At 54.3% G+C, this 15,294-nt stretch carries 17 protein-coding genes; 15 read left to right on the forward strand and 2 right to left on the reverse strand.

The window, feature by feature from the left end; translation table 11 throughout:
• The first annotated feature begins 23 nt into the window (after positions 1-23).
• From ffh to ACZ439_RS24415, 13 genes are all read left to right on the forward strand, one after another.
• A complete protein-coding gene (gene ffh, locus ACZ439_RS24355; RefSeq protein WP_054800296.1) occupies positions 24-1,391 on the forward strand; it encodes a signal recognition particle protein in 1,368 nt (455 codons plus the stop codon).
• A gap of 60 nt (positions 1,392-1,451) precedes the next feature.
• On the forward strand, positions 1,452-1,724 hold the full coding sequence (gene rpsP / locus ACZ439_RS24360) for a 30S ribosomal protein S16 (protein WP_054798473.1): 273 nt from the start codon (positions 1,452-1,454) through the stop codon (positions 1,722-1,724).
• A gap of 22 nt (positions 1,725-1,746) precedes the next feature.
• Positions 1,747-1,977, forward strand: a complete 231-nt coding sequence (locus ACZ439_RS24365) for a KH domain-containing protein (RefSeq protein ID WP_054800297.1) — start codon at positions 1,747-1,749, stop codon at positions 1,975-1,977.
• Positions 1,978-2,044: 67 nt separating this feature from the next.
• A complete protein-coding gene (gene rimM, locus ACZ439_RS24370) occupies positions 2,045-2,569 on the forward strand; it encodes a ribosome maturation factor RimM (RefSeq protein ID WP_054798474.1) in 525 nt (174 codons plus the stop codon).
• A complete protein-coding gene (gene trmD, locus ACZ439_RS24375; RefSeq protein WP_054800298.1) occupies positions 2,566-3,318 on the forward strand; it encodes a tRNA (guanosine(37)-N1)-methyltransferase TrmD in 753 nt (250 codons plus the stop codon). The genes rimM and trmD overlap by 4 nt, the downstream gene beginning before the upstream one ends.
• Positions 3,319-3,520: 202 nt before the next feature.
• On the forward strand, positions 3,521-3,862 hold the full coding sequence (gene rplS / locus ACZ439_RS24380) for a 50S ribosomal protein L19 (protein WP_054800300.1): 342 nt from the start codon (positions 3,521-3,523) through the stop codon (positions 3,860-3,862).
• 74 nt (positions 3,863-3,936) lie between these two features.
• Positions 3,937-4,521 (forward strand): signal peptidase I, encoded by a 585-nt coding sequence (gene lepB / locus ACZ439_RS24385; protein WP_230876013.1) that lies wholly within the window; start codon positions 3,937-3,939, stop codon positions 4,519-4,521.
• A gap of 42 nt (positions 4,522-4,563) precedes the next feature.
• The gene (gene ylqF / locus ACZ439_RS24390) at positions 4,564-5,439 is read left to right on the forward strand and encodes a ribosome biogenesis GTPase YlqF (RefSeq protein WP_464620308.1); all 876 of its coding nucleotides are present in this window, start codon (positions 4,564-4,566) and stop codon (positions 5,437-5,439) included.
• Positions 5,440-5,774: 335 nt separating this feature from the next.
• Positions 5,775-6,383, forward strand: a complete 609-nt coding sequence (locus ACZ439_RS24395; RefSeq protein WP_054798476.1) for a ribonuclease HII — start codon at positions 5,775-5,777, stop codon at positions 6,381-6,383.
• 398 nt (positions 6,384-6,781) lie between these two features.
• Entirely contained in the window at positions 6,782-8,902 is a 2,121-nt protein-coding gene (locus ACZ439_RS24400) for a hypothetical protein (RefSeq protein WP_464620309.1), read from the forward strand.
• Complete coding sequence (locus tag ACZ439_RS24405; RefSeq protein ID WP_054796982.1) at positions 8,899-9,198, forward strand: EscU/YscU/HrcU family type III secretion system export apparatus switch protein; 300 nt, start codon at positions 8,899-8,901, stop codon at positions 9,196-9,198. Before ACZ439_RS24400 ends, ACZ439_RS24405 begins: the two co-directional genes overlap by 4 nt.
• Positions 9,195-9,569, forward strand: a complete 375-nt coding sequence (locus ACZ439_RS24410; RefSeq protein ID WP_054796983.1) for a YraN family protein — start codon at positions 9,195-9,197, stop codon at positions 9,567-9,569. Before ACZ439_RS24405 ends, ACZ439_RS24410 begins: the two co-directional genes overlap by 4 nt.
• A gap of 54 nt (positions 9,570-9,623) precedes the next feature.
• Entirely contained in the window at positions 9,624-11,075 is a 1,452-nt protein-coding gene (locus ACZ439_RS24415; RefSeq protein ID WP_464620310.1) for an ATP-binding protein, read from the forward strand.
• A gap of 168 nt (positions 11,076-11,243) precedes the next feature.
• On the opposite strand, the gene ACZ439_RS24420 is transcribed toward ACZ439_RS24415, so the two are convergent.
• A complete protein-coding gene (locus ACZ439_RS24420) occupies positions 11,244-12,812 on the reverse strand; it encodes a YifB family Mg chelatase-like AAA ATPase (protein ID WP_127604574.1) in 1,569 nt (522 codons plus the stop codon).
• 177 nt (positions 12,813-12,989) lie between these two features.
• On the opposite strand from ACZ439_RS24420, the gene ACZ439_RS24425 reads away from it, so the two are divergent.
• On the forward strand, positions 12,990-13,247 hold the full coding sequence (locus tag ACZ439_RS24425) for a hypothetical protein (protein ID WP_054796985.1): 258 nt from the start codon (positions 12,990-12,992) through the stop codon (positions 13,245-13,247).
• A gap of 39 nt (positions 13,248-13,286) precedes the next feature.
• On the opposite strand, the gene ACZ439_RS24430 is transcribed toward ACZ439_RS24425, so the two are convergent.
• Positions 13,287-13,823 carry a 5' nucleotidase, NT5C type gene (locus ACZ439_RS24430; RefSeq protein WP_054796986.1) on the reverse strand — a complete coding sequence of 179 codons (537 nt, stop codon included), beginning with the start codon at positions 13,821-13,823 and terminating at the stop codon, positions 13,287-13,289.
• Positions 13,824-14,098: 275 nt separating this feature from the next.
• On the opposite strand from ACZ439_RS24430, the gene sucC reads away from it, so the two are divergent.
• On the forward strand, positions 14,099-15,259 hold the full coding sequence (sucC, locus tag ACZ439_RS24435) for an ADP-forming succinate--CoA ligase subunit beta (RefSeq protein WP_127604572.1): 1,161 nt from the start codon (positions 14,099-14,101) through the stop codon (positions 15,257-15,259).
• Positions 15,260-15,294: the final 35 nt, after the last annotated feature.

The following is a 15,294-nucleotide window of genomic DNA, read 5'->3' on the forward strand; positions in this document are numbered from 1 at the left end:
CTCCTTAAAGGTGGTGACGACGGATGGCATTCGAAGGATTATCCAACCGGCTGCAAAGCGTCTTCAGCAAGCTGAGAGGCAAAGGAAAGCTGACCGAAGACGATGTCAACGAAGCGCTTCGCGAGGTTCGTCTCGCGCTGCTGGAAGCCGACGTCAACTTTAAAGTCGTGAAAGATTTCGTCGCCAAAGTGAGAGAACGGGCGATCGGCCAAGAAGTGCTGCAAAGCTTTACGCCGGGCATGGTCGTCGTCGATATCGTGAACAAAGAGCTGACCGCGCTGATGGGCGGGACGCAAAGCAAGCTGGCTCGCGCCAACAAGCCGCCGACCGTGATCATGATGGCCGGTTTGCAAGGTGCGGGTAAGACGACGACGACGGGGAAGCTGGCGAAGATGCTTCAGCAGCAAAACCACCGTCCACTGCTTGCGGCGGCGGACATTTACCGGCCGGCTGCGATTAAGCAGCTCCAGGTGCTCGGCGAGCAGCTGAAAATTCCGGTATTCGCGCTGGGCGACAAGGTGAGCCCGGTAGACATCGCGAGGCAAGCGCTGCAGCATGCGAAAGACAATCATAACGATTATTTGATCATCGATACCGCGGGCCGCTTACATATCGACGAGAACTTGATGGACGAGCTGAAGCAAATCGCCCAAGCGGTTAGTCCGGACGAGATTCTTCTGGTCGTGGACGCGATGACCGGACAAGATGCGGTTAACGTTGCCGAAAGCTTCCACAAACAGCTGGAGCTGACCGGTGTCGTGTTGACGAAGCTCGACGGCGATACGCGCGGCGGAGCTGCGTTGTCCGTTAAAGCGGTCACCGGCTGCCCGATCAAATTCGCGGCGATGGGCGAGAAGATGGATGCGCTCGAACCGTTCCATCCGGAGCGGATGGCTTCGCGGATTCTCGGCATGGGCGACATGCTGACGCTGATTGAGAAGGCCCAGGCCGGCATCGACGCGGATAAAGCCAAGGAAATGGAACGCAAGCTGCGGCAGGCGGAATTCACCTTCGACGATTTCCTCGATCAGATGGAACAAGTCAAGAAGCTCGGCCCGCTTGATCAGATCCTGGATATGCTGCCGGGGGCAGGGAAGCTCAAGGGCATGAAGGACGTCAAGGTGGACGACAAGCAAATGGCGCGAATTGCGGCGATTGTGAAGTCGATGACGAAGGAAGAGCGGCAAAATCCGGATTTGCTGAGTCCAAGCCGACGCAAGAGACTGGCTGCAGGCAGCGGCAATTCCGTGCAGGACGTGAACCGGTTCATCAAGCAGTTCGACGATATGCGCAAGATGATGAAGCAGTTCTCCAGTATGATGGGGCCGAAAGGCGCCAAACAGATGAAAAACCTCAAGAAGTTAGGCCGCGGGATGAAGTTCCCGTTCTAAAATAGCCGAAAGGCGCGCGGCTTTTACGCCGTTTATCTTATCAGGGAGGTGAATTTTAACATGGCAACTCGCATTCGTCTTAAACGTATGGGCGCTCACAAAGCTCCTTTCTACCGTGTGGTGGTATCGGATTCCCGTTCCCCGCGTGACGGTCGCTTCATCGAAGAAATCGGTACTTACAATCCGGTGGCTCAACCCGCTGTTGTAAATATTGACGAGGAAAAAGCACTGAAATGGCTTCAAAACGGTGCTCAAGCTTCCGATACGGTCCGCAGCCTGTTCAGCAAAGCAGGTATCATGACCAAGTTTCACGAATCCAAACTGCAGAAGTAATCTGTAAGATTCGGAGGGTACGATGAAAGATCTGATTCTCGTAATAGCGAAGAGGCTTGTCGATCATCCGGATGACGTACGTGTGAATACGGTCGAAGACGAACGCAATATTACGTTCGAGCTTTCCGTTCACCCCGACGATGTCGGGAAAGTGATCGGAAAGCAAGGACGCATTGCCAAGGCGCTTCGCACCGTGGTCACTTCTGCTGCAGTGAAGGAATCGAAACGTGTTTCGGTTGAAATCGTATCATAATGGAAATGATGAGGGTTAGGAGCTGCTTCCTAACCCTTTTCTTGTTAAAGGAGGCCCTGAGATTACGATGAGCGAAAAGCTGTATACAGTCGGTAAAATCGTCAATACGCACGGCATTCGCGGCGAATTGAAAATCGTGCCGCAAACCGATTTTGCGGACGAACGATTCGCCGCAGGCAGCAAGCTGGTGTTCGTCGATCCGAATTCATCGGCGACCTTGCCTGTCACAGTCGAGTCGGCCCGGGAGCATAAAACGATGTTCATTATCCGCTTCCGGGGATTCGGGAATATCAACGAGGTGGAGAAGTACAAAGGCTGGCTGCTGAAGGTCGAGGAAAAATACTTGTCGGAGCTTCCGGACGGCGAGTTTTATTATCATGAGATCGTCGGCTGTACGGTGGTAACAGAAGAGGGCGAAACGCTCGGGGAAATTACCGAGATTTTATCCCCCGGCGCCAACGACGTGTGGGTCGTGAAACGTCCGAAGGGCAAACCGCTTCTGCTTCCTTACATCGACGACGTCATTTTGGATGTGGATGTCGAAGGGAAGAAAGTGACAGCCCGATTAATGGAAGGCTTGCTCGACCTATGAGGATCGACGTGCTGACGCTGTTTCCGGAGATGTTCGAAGGCGTGTTTACCTCCAGCATTCTCGGCAAGGCGAGAGAGAAAGGGCTTGTAGAGCTCCATACCGTCAACTTTCGGGATTACGCGAACAACAAGCATAACACGGTTGACGATTACCCGTACGGCGGTGGAGGCGGCATGGTGCTGAAGCCCGATCCGATCTTCGCCGCGGTGGAAGACATAACGCCGAAAGACGAAACGAAGCCGAGAGTCATCCTCATGTGCCCGCAGGGCGAGCCTTTTACGCAAAAGAAAGCGGAGGAGCTGTCAGCGGACAAGCATCTGATCTTCATCTGCGGCCACTACGAAGGCTACGACGAACGGATTCGCGAGCATCTGGTAACCGACGAGCTGTCGATCGGCGATTACGTTCTGACTGGCGGCGAGCTGCCGGCCATGGTTGTGATCGATAGCGTCGTGCGGCTGCTGCCCGGCGTCCTGGGTAATGAAATGTCAGCGGTGACGGACTCGTTCAGCACCGGTTTGCTGGAGTATCCGCACTATACCAGGCCTGCCACATTCCGCAATTGGAGCGTGCCGGATGTGCTCATTTCCGGGCATCATGGACATATTGACGAGTGGCGCCGCAAGCAATCGTTGTACCGGACTTGGAAGAAGCGGCCCGATCTGCTGGCAGCTGCCGACCTTACCCCGAAGGATCGCAAGTGGCTGGCGGAATTCGAAGCGGAACGTGATCGGACGGAAGCCGATTGAGGGACTCGTCCGACCGAAATTACATAGGCAAAAAAGCAGGAGAAATCCGGAAGTTCATATTGAATAATGCACGAGTTTATGTTATGATATTTGACGTTGTGGCATTTTGCCACGAGTACGGTGGTCCTCTGCGCGTGACGAATGAAAAGACAGGCATCTTAAGAAGCGGCAAGAACACCTGTGTGGAAGGAGGGAGTCATCCATGAATTTGATTCAAGAGATTACGAAGGAACAGCTTCGCAGCGACATTCCGAACTTTCGTCCTGGCGACACGTTGAAAGTGTATGTTAAGGTTATCGAGGGTTCGCGCGAGCGGATTCAGCTGTTCGAAGGCGTTGTAATTAAACGTCGCGGCGGCGGAATCAGCGAAACGTTCACGGTAAGAAAAATTTCTTACGGTGTCGGCGTTGAAAGAACGTTCCCGATTCATACTCCGAAGATCGACAAGATTGAAGTGGCTCGCCGTGGTAAAGTCCGTCGCGCGAAGCTCTACTATCTGCGCGGCCTTCGCGGTAAAGCAGCAAGAATTCAAGAAATTCGATAAGAAGAACACCGGGGGCTTGTTCAGGCAAGCCCCTGTTCTATTTTTTCAGCACGATGCAAAGGGGTAGAACGCCGATGGAGCAGGGACAGGAACAATCCGTGAAAAAAGCGAATTCGGTCAAGAACGAAGCTTGGGAATGGACGAAGGCGCTGCTGCTGGCGGCAGCTCTTGTGATTATCATACGCTGGCTTATTTGCTCCCCGTTCGTCGTAGAAGGCCCGTCTATGGAGCCGAATTTCTACACGGGCGAAAAAATGATCGTGAACAAAATTTTGTACAAGTTCCGTGAGCCGAAACGCGGCGAAGTGCTCGTATTCCTCGCTCCCGACGGCAGAGACTACATAAAACGCGTCATCGCCTTACCGGGCGATAAAGTCCGGGTAGAGGGCGACAAAGTGTACGTCAACGACACGCAGGTCGAAGAAGCTTATTTGAAGGAAGCGTTGGATGAAGCTGCGAAGAAGGGCGTACCTTATAACCGACTGAACAATTTTGCGGAACAAACTGTGCCCGAAAACAGCTTGTTCGCGATGGGCGACAATCGTTCGAACAGCCTGGACAGCCGGGACAGCCGCGTAGGCTTTGTGCCTTATGATCATATCATTGGACGGGCGGATGTCATTTACTGGCCGCTCGATAAAATCAGCCTGATCCATTAACCGGGTCAGGCTTTATGTATACTTAGGCGAGGTGACGATAACATGACGATTCAATGGTTCCCGGGACATATGACGCGGGCGCGGCGTCAAATTCAAGACAAGCTGAAACTGATCGATCTGGCGATCGAGCTGCTCGATGCGCGCATTCCCCTGTCCAGCCGGAATCCGATGATCGATGAGATTTTACAGAGCAAGCCGCGGCTCGTGCTGTTAAATAAAAGTGATTTGGCCGATCCCGAGGCTACGCGCAGGTGGGTTGAATTTTTTGCCGATCAGGGCCTTCCCGCGCTGCCGATCGACGCCGTAGGGGGCAACCCGTCCCGTGAGATCTTGCTGCGCAGCAAGCAGCTGCTGTCTGCGAAGATCGAGGCGCAGATTCGCAAAGGCATGAATCCGCGCGCGATTCGCGCGCTGATCGTCGGCATACCGAACGTAGGCAAGTCGACGCTGATCAACAAGATGGCCGGCCGCAAGGTGGCGGCGACGGGGGATAAGCCGGGCGTAACGAAAGGGCAGCAGTGGATCAAGGTCGGTACGGAGATGGAGCTGCTCGATACGCCGGGCATTCTATGGCCGAAGTTTGAAGATCAGACAGTCGGGTTCCGACTCGCCGCTACCGGCGCGATCAAAGAAGAAATTTTGCAGCCGGAAGAAATCGCCTTGTTCGCGATGCGATATTTGGTCGCGCGCTACCCGGCAGCGGTGGGGGACCGGTTCGGCGTCAACGAGGTGCCTGCCGACCCGTCCGATACGGATGCGGTTGTAGCTTTGATGGAAGCGATCGGCCGGAAACGCGGAGCGCTTGTCAGCGGCGGACGCGTCGACCTGGAGAAGGCATCTCTGGCCATCCTGCGCGAGCTTCGGGCAGGCAAGCTGGGGCGGATTACTTTGGAAATGCCGGATGAAGTTCAGGCTTAACTGAAGGAGCAGCAGCCGCAGTAGCATAGAGGGATGACGTTACGGGTAAAGCAAACGGAGAGCCTTCGCCGAGAATGGCGATTTTCTTGCGTATAACTGCATGCGCAGCAGACCGAGTCCTTGCGCGACGGCGCAATCATAGAAGAGTGAACCCGGCGTTCGAGTCAACGCCGGGCTTTTTCCATATGCTGCGAAAGGCTGCGCGCTCCTATACGAGCAAGACGTTTGCCTGCAGAAGCGTACGTACAGTTCCGGTTTCAGGGATGGTCAGAAGCCGGTGTTCGCGTTATAATGGTACATCATGACAAGTTAGGGAGAGAGTGCGGTTGGATGTCATGCTGGACTATGAACGCAAGTTATGGGAACAAGGGAAAAGGCATATCGCCGGCGTCGATGAGGTCGGCCGGGGATGCTTGTTCGGGGATGTGGTGGCGGCGGCCGTTATTTTGCCGCAAGGGCTTGTCCTGGAGGGTGTGAACGATTCCAAGAAGCTGAGCGAGAAGAAGCGGGAAGCGCTGTTTGACGTAATCCGGCAGCAAGCGCTGGCGATCGGCATCGGCGTCGTCGACGTGGCGACGATCGAGCGAATCAACATCAAGCAGGCGGCGCGGCTGGCTATGAAGAAAGCGGTGGAGCAGCTGCAGCCGGAGCCGGACATGCTGTTGGTCGACGCGGAGAATGTGGACGTCGCTTGCGAACAGCTTGCCGTCATCCATGGGGATGCGTTGAGTCAATCTATTGCGGCGGCGTCGATCATCGCCAAAGTGACAAGAGACCGGATGTGTAAAACCTGGGACCTGGAGTTTCCCGAATACGGTATCGCCATACATAAAGGGTACGCAACCAAGCTGCATCGCGAACGCATTGCCGCTTACGGCGCTTCGCCGCTGCACCGACGAACGTTTTTGAGAAATATCGAATTTGAGCAGCAGGTGTTGTTTTAGTGAAATGTCAGGCAGCTGCTGCCGATATATAGAAGTACCGGAACCGTAAGCCGGCAGGGGCGCGAAGGAAGTGAAGCGTCCCAGGCCGGCTTGTCGTTTAGCTGGCAGAACGTTATGGAGAAGTCGTTAGGACAGGCATTAACAAATTGCAGACATATGGAGCGGCTGCGCGCGCCCGGAACGATTGCACGCAGGCGGATGGGTCGTTCCATGAGCAGCAAGGCGCTTCCGTTTATCGGTTAGGATCATGGCCGAGCTATGATAGGTGAATCGGGATATAGGTTGCGTAATGGGAAATTCTGTTATTTTTTTAAAATCCGTTCATTTCGCAGAAATTCAAATACGAGAGTATCGTTATGGTTGGCATGGCAGGTCAGGGAGACGAAGGAGGGGCAGCGGTGAATATTAGCGGGTTGTTACGCGGCTTGATCGGCGACGCTCAGGTTCAAGAGCCGAAGTCCTTGGAACTGAAGGCCGGGCAAGTCGTGAAAGGGATGGTTCTGCAGACGTTCTCGGACCAGGACGCCTTGATCAATATTAGCGGGGTTCAGGTACGCGCGCAATTGGAAGCGCCGTTAAAGCAAGGGGAAGTGACCATGCTGCAGGTGCAGCCGGAGTCGAAGGACGGTCAAATCGTGTTGAAGCCGCTGCAGACCTCGCAGGTTCAAATAGCCGACGGCTCGCTGGGGGAAGTATTGAAATCGATGGGGATGAGCGACACGCCCGAAAACCGGCAGCTTCTTCAGCTGCTGCATCAGTCCGGCGTTGCATTGTCGAAAGAAACGGTCCAGGCTTTTGCGGCGCTGCAGGCCCGGATGTCTTCCGACATTCCGCAGGAAAACTGGTTGCCGACAGCTGTGATCGCTTATCAAAAAGGTCTTCCGCTGACTCCGGACACCGTAGCTTCTCTAAAACAAGCTGTTCAAGGCCCGCCGCTGCATGAAATGCTGGATCAATTAACGCGCACGGTTGAGAAGGAAGATCAGGGCGGGAAGGCATTGTCTCCGCAGACGCGCGCCTTGGTTGAAGCGGTACGCGTACTGTTGCAGCAGGTCAAAGAGGCCGGCGGCCAGTTGACTGGCGCAAGCGCGCCCGCAGGCGGCACCGCGCAGCCCGGCGGAGCAAGCGCGCCCGCAGGCGGCCCGGCGCAGCCCGGCGGCGTAAGCGCGCCCGCAGGCGGCCCGGCGCAGCCCGGCGGCGTAAGCGCGCCCGCAGGCGGCACCGCGCAGCCCGGCGGCGCAAGCGCGCCCGCAGGCGGCCCGGCGCAGCCCGGCGGAGCAAGCGCGCCCGCAGGCGGCCCGGCGCAGCCCGGCGGAGCAAGCGCGCCCGCAGGCGGCCCGGCGCAGCCCGGCGGAGCAAGCGCGCCCGCAGGCGGCCCGGCGCAGCCCGGCGGCGTGAGCGCGCCCGCAGGCGGCCCGGCGCAGCCCGGCGGAGCAAGCGCGCCCGCAGGCGGCTCGGCGCAGCCCGGCGGCGTGAGCGCGCCCGTAGGCGGCACCGCGCAGCCCGGCGGCGTAAGCGCGCCCGCAGGCGGCCCGGCGCAGCCCGGCGGAGCAAGCGCGCCCGCAGGCGGCCCGGCGCAGCCCGGCGGCGTAAGCGCGCCCGCAGGCGGCCCGGCGCAGCCCGGCGGAGCAAGCGCGCCCGCAGGCGGCCCGGCGCAGCCCGGCAGCGTAAGCGCGCCCGCAGGCGGCACCGCGCAGCCCGGCGGAGCAAGCGCGCCCGCAGGCGGCCCGGCGCAGCCCGGCGGCGTAAGCGCGCCCGCAGGCGGCCCGGCGCAGCCCGGCGGCGCAAACGCGCCTGCAGGCGATCCGGCACAAGCGCGCCCGATCGAAGAAGGCCATCATGCGCTCGGGCGCATCATGAAAGCGATCGGCGTCGAGCATGAGCATCAGGCGTTCAAGCTGCTCGGGACGGATTCGCCGTCGGAAGCGAGAGATAGACAAGCCGATTCGCTGAAGAGCGTGCTGATGCAGCTGGCGCAAGTGCCGGACGCATCGGAAGAGGTCAAGCAGGCCGCCCAGCAGGCGGTGCAGCAAATTACAGGTCAGCAATTGTTGTTGAGTCCAGACCGGAACGCCCTTTTTTCCCATGTCACCCTGTTCGTTCCGCTTGTTCAAGCGGACGGCACGCAGACGGCCGCCATACACATTCAGTCCCGCAAAGGGAAGAAGGGCGGTCTGGATGCGAACAATTGCCGGCTCGTATTCGATTTGCAGATGAAAGCGCTCGGCGATACGTTAGTGGACGTTCAGGTGGTGAATCGAATCGTCAGCCTTCATGTGCATAATGACTCCTCGTTCACCGCGGCGCTTCTGGAGTCGTACCGCGAAGAAATTGCCGGAGGTCTTGCATCGATTGGTTACCAATTTATTTCCATGAAAGTAAGTCCATACCCGGCCAAGTTAAGCGATATTAACGACGCATCGGGCGAAGACCGCATGTCGGGGAAAGATTCCAAATCGAACGGAATTCCGTCGGTCTACTCGCACAAGCCCTATAAAGGGGTGGATATACGCGTATGAGTAAAAACGAACCGTCTGGAGCCGTAAAGAGAGCGGTGGCCCTCAAATATGCGCCCGAAAGCACGGCAGCGCCGAAGCTGGTGGCCAAAGGGAAGGGCCGGATCGCCGAATTGATGCTGGACAAAGCCAAAGAAAACGGCGTTCCGATTCAAGAGGATCCTTCGCTCGTCGAGGTGCTGTCCAAGTTGGACATCGATCAGGAAATACCGCCCGAGCTGTACAAGCTTGTGGCGGAGGTGCTCTCCTACATTTACCGTTCGGATTCCCGGGCGAAGGAATGGAGGAGTGAGCATTGACGGATCGGCTCGCCAATAGGAAACAAAGGGGCGCCAAGAGCGAAGCGGAGGCAGCGGCCTATTTAAACCGCGAAGGATGGACGATTGTTGCACGAAATTGGCGCTGCCGCACAGGAGAGCTGGATATCGTGGCGGAGGAGAAAGGGACGCTCGTTATTGTTGAAGTGCGCAGCCGAAATTTGAACGAGACATACGGTACGCCTTCCGAATCGGTCAACGGCAGGAAGCAGCGCCAAATCCGGGAGACGGCCGAAGTGTACTTGCACCGTTATCGGGTGTACGACCGTCAAGTCCGGTTCGACGTAGTCGCAATCCGGATGGATCGTGAGGACAACGTCATACAGCTGGAACATATCCGCAACGCTTTCTGACGGGAGAGCGATTGCGGATTTTGTATGTTGTCGAGACTTTGGAATTGCAGTGCCTTGGCCAAGGGGGGCGTCTACCGTTGTTGCTTCCTTTCGGGCGGCGTCAAGGAGCAGACGTTTGGCGATTTGTTTATTTTCAGGAAGGTCTCTACGCATAGAAGGATAGCGACAAGGGTTGTCGAATTCTATACAAAAAAATGGTTTTTGTTTCTGGAAGTGGAGAAAAACAGGAGAAATAAACTGGAGGCAACTATGATCGCTTATTTCAAAGATTTCTTGTTAAATATTTTCATTATCTTTTCTCCGCTCGTATTTTATCCCTATATTTACAAAACCAAAAGCAGAATTCTACTATACCGATTGCTGTTGTATATCCTCTTTGCGTTTGCCTTAGTAGTCACCATGTCCTTTCCAATCAATCTGAATGGATTAAATTATGATTTTCGCTCGATTCCTTTAGCGGTCGGAGCTCTGTATGGCGGAACGCAAGTCTCCCTTTTATTATACGCAACCCTCATTTTATACCGCTATCTTGCAGGATATCCGTACAATTTGTTTTACGCCATTGCGTTACTGCCCAGTTTTATTGTGATCGTTTTCTCGCTTAGAAAGTATGCCTATTTAAAGCTGTCTCATAAAATCATAGCAGCGGTCCTTTTATGTACCCTGATTAAACTGACGACATTTACCGCTTATCTCTTCATGACGCAGCAAATCGAACTTTTTATTAATAACCCTATGGAAACCTTGCAGACCTATGCCATCCAAGGTGTAATCGTGGGCTTATGCGTTTATTTAGTGGAATTTCTGAATACCTATTTTCACATGCAAGAAGAGGTTAGCAAAAGCGAGAAAATGAAAATGGTCAGCGACATGGCCGCTTCCGTTGCTCATGAGATTCGGAACCCGCTTACAACGGTGAGAGGTTTTATCCAGTTGTTTGGATCAGAAAACTTAGATAAAGATAAGAGACAACTGTATCAAAAAATATGTTTGGAAGAATTGGATCGTGCCCAGGTCATTATTACCGATTATCTCTCGCTGGCCAAACCCGATCCTGAAATTATTGAAAAGATTCATATTCATGAGGAAATCAGTTATTTATCGAATGTTCTCCTGACGTATGCCAATTACAATAATATACAAATCAATGCTATATTGCCTAAAGAACATCTCCTGCATATTGTGGGAGACCGCTATAAATTTAGACAGGCTTTAATCAATATCGGTAAGAACGCTATTGAGGCCATGTATAATGGAGGTCTTTTGGAAATTAAGGCTTATAAAATGTACGATCAGGTTGTCATCATCATTAGCGATACCGGAATTGGAATGACTGCCGAGCAAATCAAAAGACTTGGAACCCCTTATTATTCGACCAAGGAAAAGGGCACAGGTCTCGGGACTATGGTTTCCTTCGGCATTATAAAAAAGATGAATGGGAAGATCGATATTAAGAGTGAGCAGGGCAAAGGTACGGAATGCAATATTATGTTCCCCAGCGCCTAGTTGAAAATGATGCGGCCGATAGCAGCGGCTATTAGCCGGGACGGCTAAGGCGGATTTGTACCGGCATCCGGTATGCGCGCCAAGTCCGCTTTAATCTTAGCGATATTCGAGTATAGATTGAGGCAGCATCGTACAGGTCGGACAGTGGGCAGGATCCGCAGACGCTTCCTAACGGGAGAGCGATTGCGGCTTTTGCTTCTTGTCGAGACTGCGGTATTGCAGCGCCTCGGCGACATGATGGGCGTTCACTTCATCGCTTCCCTCCAAATCCGCAATCGTGCGCGCGACTTTAATAATCCGGTCATAAGAGCGAACGCTTAAGCCGAGCAGTGTGAACGAACGCTCCAGCAAGGCGGAGGCGTCCCGCTGCAGCCTTCCGTATTCGCGTAAACGGCGGCCGCTCAGCTCGCTGTTGAACAGTATGCCGGTTCCCTGAAAACGCCGTTTCTGCGTCAAGTGCGCCTGCTCGACGCGTTCCCGCATTTCGGACGATGACATCGGCTTCTCCAAGCCGGCTAATTGCTCAAAGGGAACCCGGGGCACCTCGACATGCAGGTCGATCCGGTCCAGCAGCGGGCCGGAAATTTTCGAGCGGTATTGCGCCAATTTCAAGGGGGAGCAGAAGCAGGCATCGTTCCCGTCGCCCGTATCGGCTCCCCAATATCCGCACGGACACGGATTCATCGAAGCGGCCAGCAGAAAATGGGCAGGAAACCGATAGACGGCTTTCGCCCGTCCGATCGTTACCCATCGTTCCTCCATGGGCTGGCGCAGCACCTCCAGCACCGTTCTCGTAAATTCAGGCAGCTCGTCCAGAAATAACACCCCGCGATGCGCGAGGCTGATCTCGCCGGGCTTGGGCACGCCGCCTCCACCGACTAACCCGGCCGCCGATATCGTATGATGCGGCGTGCGGAAAGGGCGTTCCCGCACCAGCTGCCGACGATCGGCGAATTTGCCGGAGGCGCTGTAAATTTTAGTTACGTCTAACGATTCCTGCTCGTTCATGGGCGGCATGATGGTGGGCAGTCGTTTGGCAAGCATCGTTTTGCCCGTGCCGGGCGGCCCGATTAACAGGATGTTGTGCATGCCCGCGGCACTGACCATCAGCGCGCGCTTGACGTGCTGCTGTCCGCAAACGTCGGCGTAATCGTCAGCTTGTGCATCCGCTTGAAGGGACGCTGCTTGTGCAAGCGCAGGGGCTAAAGCCTGTCGTCCGCCATCCGTATCCGCTGTCAGCCTCAAATTCCATTCCGCTAAATGGCTGGCCGGCACGACTTCACAGCCTTGAATCCAGCCAGCTTCCTCGGCGTTATCCCGCGGTACGATCACCCGGCGGATCCCTCGTTTAACCGCCGATTCGATCATCGACAACACGCCGGGTACTGGGCGAATCGATCCGTCCAAAGCCAGCTCGCCAATCAGGAGCGAACGCTCCAGCGCTTCCGGCTCCAGCTGGCCGCTTGTCGCGAGAATGCCTAATGCGATAGCCAGGTCGAATGCGGCGCCTTCTTTGCGAATGTCGGCCGGCGCCAAGTTCACCGTGATTCGCTGCAGCGGAAAGGTAAACCCGCAGTTTTTGACGGCCGCCCGCACGCGCTCGATCGATTCTTTGACCGCGCTGTCCGGCAAACCGACAATATTCATTTGGGGAAGTCCGTTGCTCAAGTCGACCTCAACCTCGATCAATCTGCCTTCCACGCCGTGCAAACATGCGCTCGTTACTTTTCCGTACATGCCAAAAAACACCTCTCCCATGAATTTGCCATGGCTAAAGGTGCTTCCTTATCCGCCTCATTATGATTGTATTGTAATCGTTCCCTCCAAAGCTTGCAACAGTTTGCACGCAGAAGCTGTAACACGACGTTTGAACCGCCGGAATTTTGGCGACAATGGGGCTAGAGGTGATGAGAGATGCAGGAAAAACCGTACTTTTGTCCGAATTGCCGGTCCAATCGTATTAAGTTCAGCATCATATCGAGCTACTCGCAGCGTTTTCTGAAAGACGCGATAACCGGGACGGTCCAGCAGGTGACCGAACCCGAAGCGATCGAAGGCCAGGAGCCGACGATCCAATGTCTGGTGTGTCAATTCACCGGAAACGAGCTGCGCTTCATTAAACAAGCGGAGAGAGAGCCTCGAGAATCGACTTCCATCAATACGATTTATTGAGACCGGAACGCGCATCTTCTTTGACGGAAATGCGCGTTTTTACATGTTTAACGCCTTGGCGAAGAAGTCTCGAACCTCCAGCCAATTATTCACGCGAACGTAACCCGTTTCAAGAATGTTGTGAGGAGACGTAAACAGCAGGCCTTGTCCTTCAAACCGTTCAAAATGCTTCGCATTATCGTCGATCAAGTAATCGGCCCGAATGATGCTTTTATCCCCGCAAAACACGAAATTCATATCCGACAAGAACGGAAAGTGCTCCTTCAGCCAAGCATACTTGGCATTAAAAGACGTCGGCACTTCCATGGCAGCGGTCGTGATGAAGATTTCGTACGATTCGCTCAATTCGCGAATGACTTCCTGACTGTGAGGCATGACCTCCAGGTCGCGAAAGAAGTCGTTCGTCATGAAAATCTCATGTATATCGTCGCTTCTTTCCGGCCGCAATGCGCGCAGCTTAACGCCGTGCAAATCCGCGGCAGTCAATTGTTCCTGGAAGCCCTCGTTATACAAACGCAAATATTTGCTCATGGCATCCGCAATGACTTCATCCATATCAATAGCAATTCGTTTCAACTTCACTCCGCCTTCCGTCTTTGTCTAATTTTGTCGAATCAGAAAACTGCTCCGTTCCGAAAACTAATATTTTGTGAATCTATAAAAATAATATATCGCTATTTTAACATAAAAAATAAGGTATCCGCTTAAAAAAAGTGTTACAATGATAAAGGTTTGCCAGATCGGACATGCTATTGTTTGGCAAGCGCGCGTATTTTTAGCGGTCAACTCTTACCGGAAGGGAAGGGTCGATTCCATAGAGCAAGTCAATACCGATAGGAGGATTTTGCTAAATGAATATCCATGAGTATCAAGGCAAAGAAGTGCTGAAGCAGTACGGGGTTGCCGTACCGGAAGGTAAAGTGGCTTTCACGGTGGACGAAGCGGTGGAAGCGGCGAAGTCGCTCGGTACTCCGGTCGTCGTCGTCAAGGCGCAAATTCATGCTGGCGGCCGCGGTAAAGCTGGCGGTGTTAAGGTTGCCAAAAACCTGGATGAAGTGCGTACATACGCTGAGCAAATTCTCGGCAAAGTGCTGGTGACTCACCAAACGGGTCCGGAAGGTAAAGAAGTGAAGCGCCTTTTAATCGAACAAGGCTGCGATATTAAGAAAGAATACTACATTGGCGTCGTCGTAGACCGCGGTACGGGACGCGTCGTGATCATGGGCTCTGAAGAAGGCGGTACGGAAATCGAAGAAGTAGCCGCTCATTCCCCGGAGAAAATCTTCAAAGAAGTTGTCGATCCGGCCATCGGCTTGCAACCGTTCCAAGCGCGTAGACTCGCCTATAACATCAATATTCCTAACGAGCTCGTAAATAAAGCGGCTAAATTTATGCTGTCATTATATACCGCTTTCGTTGAGAAAGATTGCTCTATCGCCGAAATTAACCCGCTCGTTGTTACCGGCGATGGCAACGTTATGGCTCTGGATGCCAAATTGAACTTCGATTCGAACGCTTTGTTCCGTCACAAAGACATTGTTGAGCTTCGCGATTTGGAAGAAGAAGACGAGAAGGAAATTCAAGCGTCCAAGTATGACCTCAGCTACATCGCGCTCGACGGCAACATCGGCTGCATGGTTAACGGCGCAGGTCTGGCCATGGCGACGATGGACATTATTAAATATTACGGCGGCGACCCGGCCAACTTCCTTGATGTAGGGGGCGGCGCTACCAAGGAGAAAGTAACGGAAGCGTTCAAAATCATTTTGTCCGACGAGAACGTCAAAGGGATTTTCGTCAATATTTTCGGCGGCATTATGAAATGCGACATTATCGCGGAAGGTGTCGTTGCTGCGGCTAGAGAGCTGGGATTGTCTCGTCCGCTCGTCGTCCGTTTGGAAGGCACGAACGTAGAGCTCGGCAAAAAAATCTTGAACGAATCCGGCCTGAATATCGTGGCTGCCGATTCGATGGCAGACGGCGCTCAAAAAATCGTGGCACTGGTGAAATAAGTCGAACGACGCAAACAGGCAAAGCCTTTTCTAAA

Source organism: Paenibacillus sp. JCM 9796, assembly GCF_055379675.1.

What these genes read in the sequence shown, in the direction of transcription:
- ylqF (WP_464620308.1), top strand. Translation starts at nt 4,564, where the DNA reads ATGACGATTCAATGGTTCCCGGGACATATGACGCGGGCGCGGCGTCAA.
- rimM (WP_054798474.1), top strand. Translation starts at nt 2,045, where the DNA reads ATGAGCGAAAAGCTGTATACAGTCGGTAAAATCGTCAATACGCACGGC.
- rplS (WP_054800300.1), top strand. Translation starts at nt 3,521, where the DNA reads ATGAATTTGATTCAAGAGATTACGAAGGAACAGCTTCGCAGCGACATT.
- ACZ439_RS24395 (WP_054798476.1), top strand. Translation starts at nt 5,775, where the DNA reads ATGCTGGACTATGAACGCAAGTTATGGGAACAAGGGAAAAGGCATATC.
- rpsP (WP_054798473.1), top strand. Translation starts at nt 1,452, where the DNA reads ATGGCAACTCGCATTCGTCTTAAACGTATGGGCGCTCACAAAGCTCCT.
- trmD (WP_054800298.1), top strand. Translation starts at nt 2,566, where the DNA reads ATGAGGATCGACGTGCTGACGCTGTTTCCGGAGATGTTCGAAGGCGTG.
- ffh (WP_054800296.1), top strand. Translation starts at nt 24, where the DNA reads ATGGCATTCGAAGGATTATCCAACCGGCTGCAAAGCGTCTTCAGCAAG.
- ACZ439_RS24405 (WP_054796982.1), top strand. Translation starts at nt 8,899, where the DNA reads ATGAGTAAAAACGAACCGTCTGGAGCCGTAAAGAGAGCGGTGGCCCTC.
- ACZ439_RS24420 (WP_127604574.1), bottom strand. Translation starts at nt 12,812, where the DNA reads ATGTACGGAAAAGTAACGAGCGCATGTTTGCACGGCGTGGAAGGCAGA.
- ACZ439_RS24425 (WP_054796985.1), top strand. Translation starts at nt 12,990, where the DNA reads ATGCAGGAAAAACCGTACTTTTGTCCGAATTGCCGGTCCAATCGTATT.
- ACZ439_RS24365 (WP_054800297.1), top strand. Translation starts at nt 1,747, where the DNA reads ATGAAAGATCTGATTCTCGTAATAGCGAAGAGGCTTGTCGATCATCCG.
- lepB (WP_230876013.1), top strand. Translation starts at nt 3,937, where the DNA reads ATGGAGCAGGGACAGGAACAATCCGTGAAAAAAGCGAATTCGGTCAAG.
- sucC (WP_127604572.1), top strand. Translation starts at nt 14,099, where the DNA reads ATGAATATCCATGAGTATCAAGGCAAAGAAGTGCTGAAGCAGTACGGG.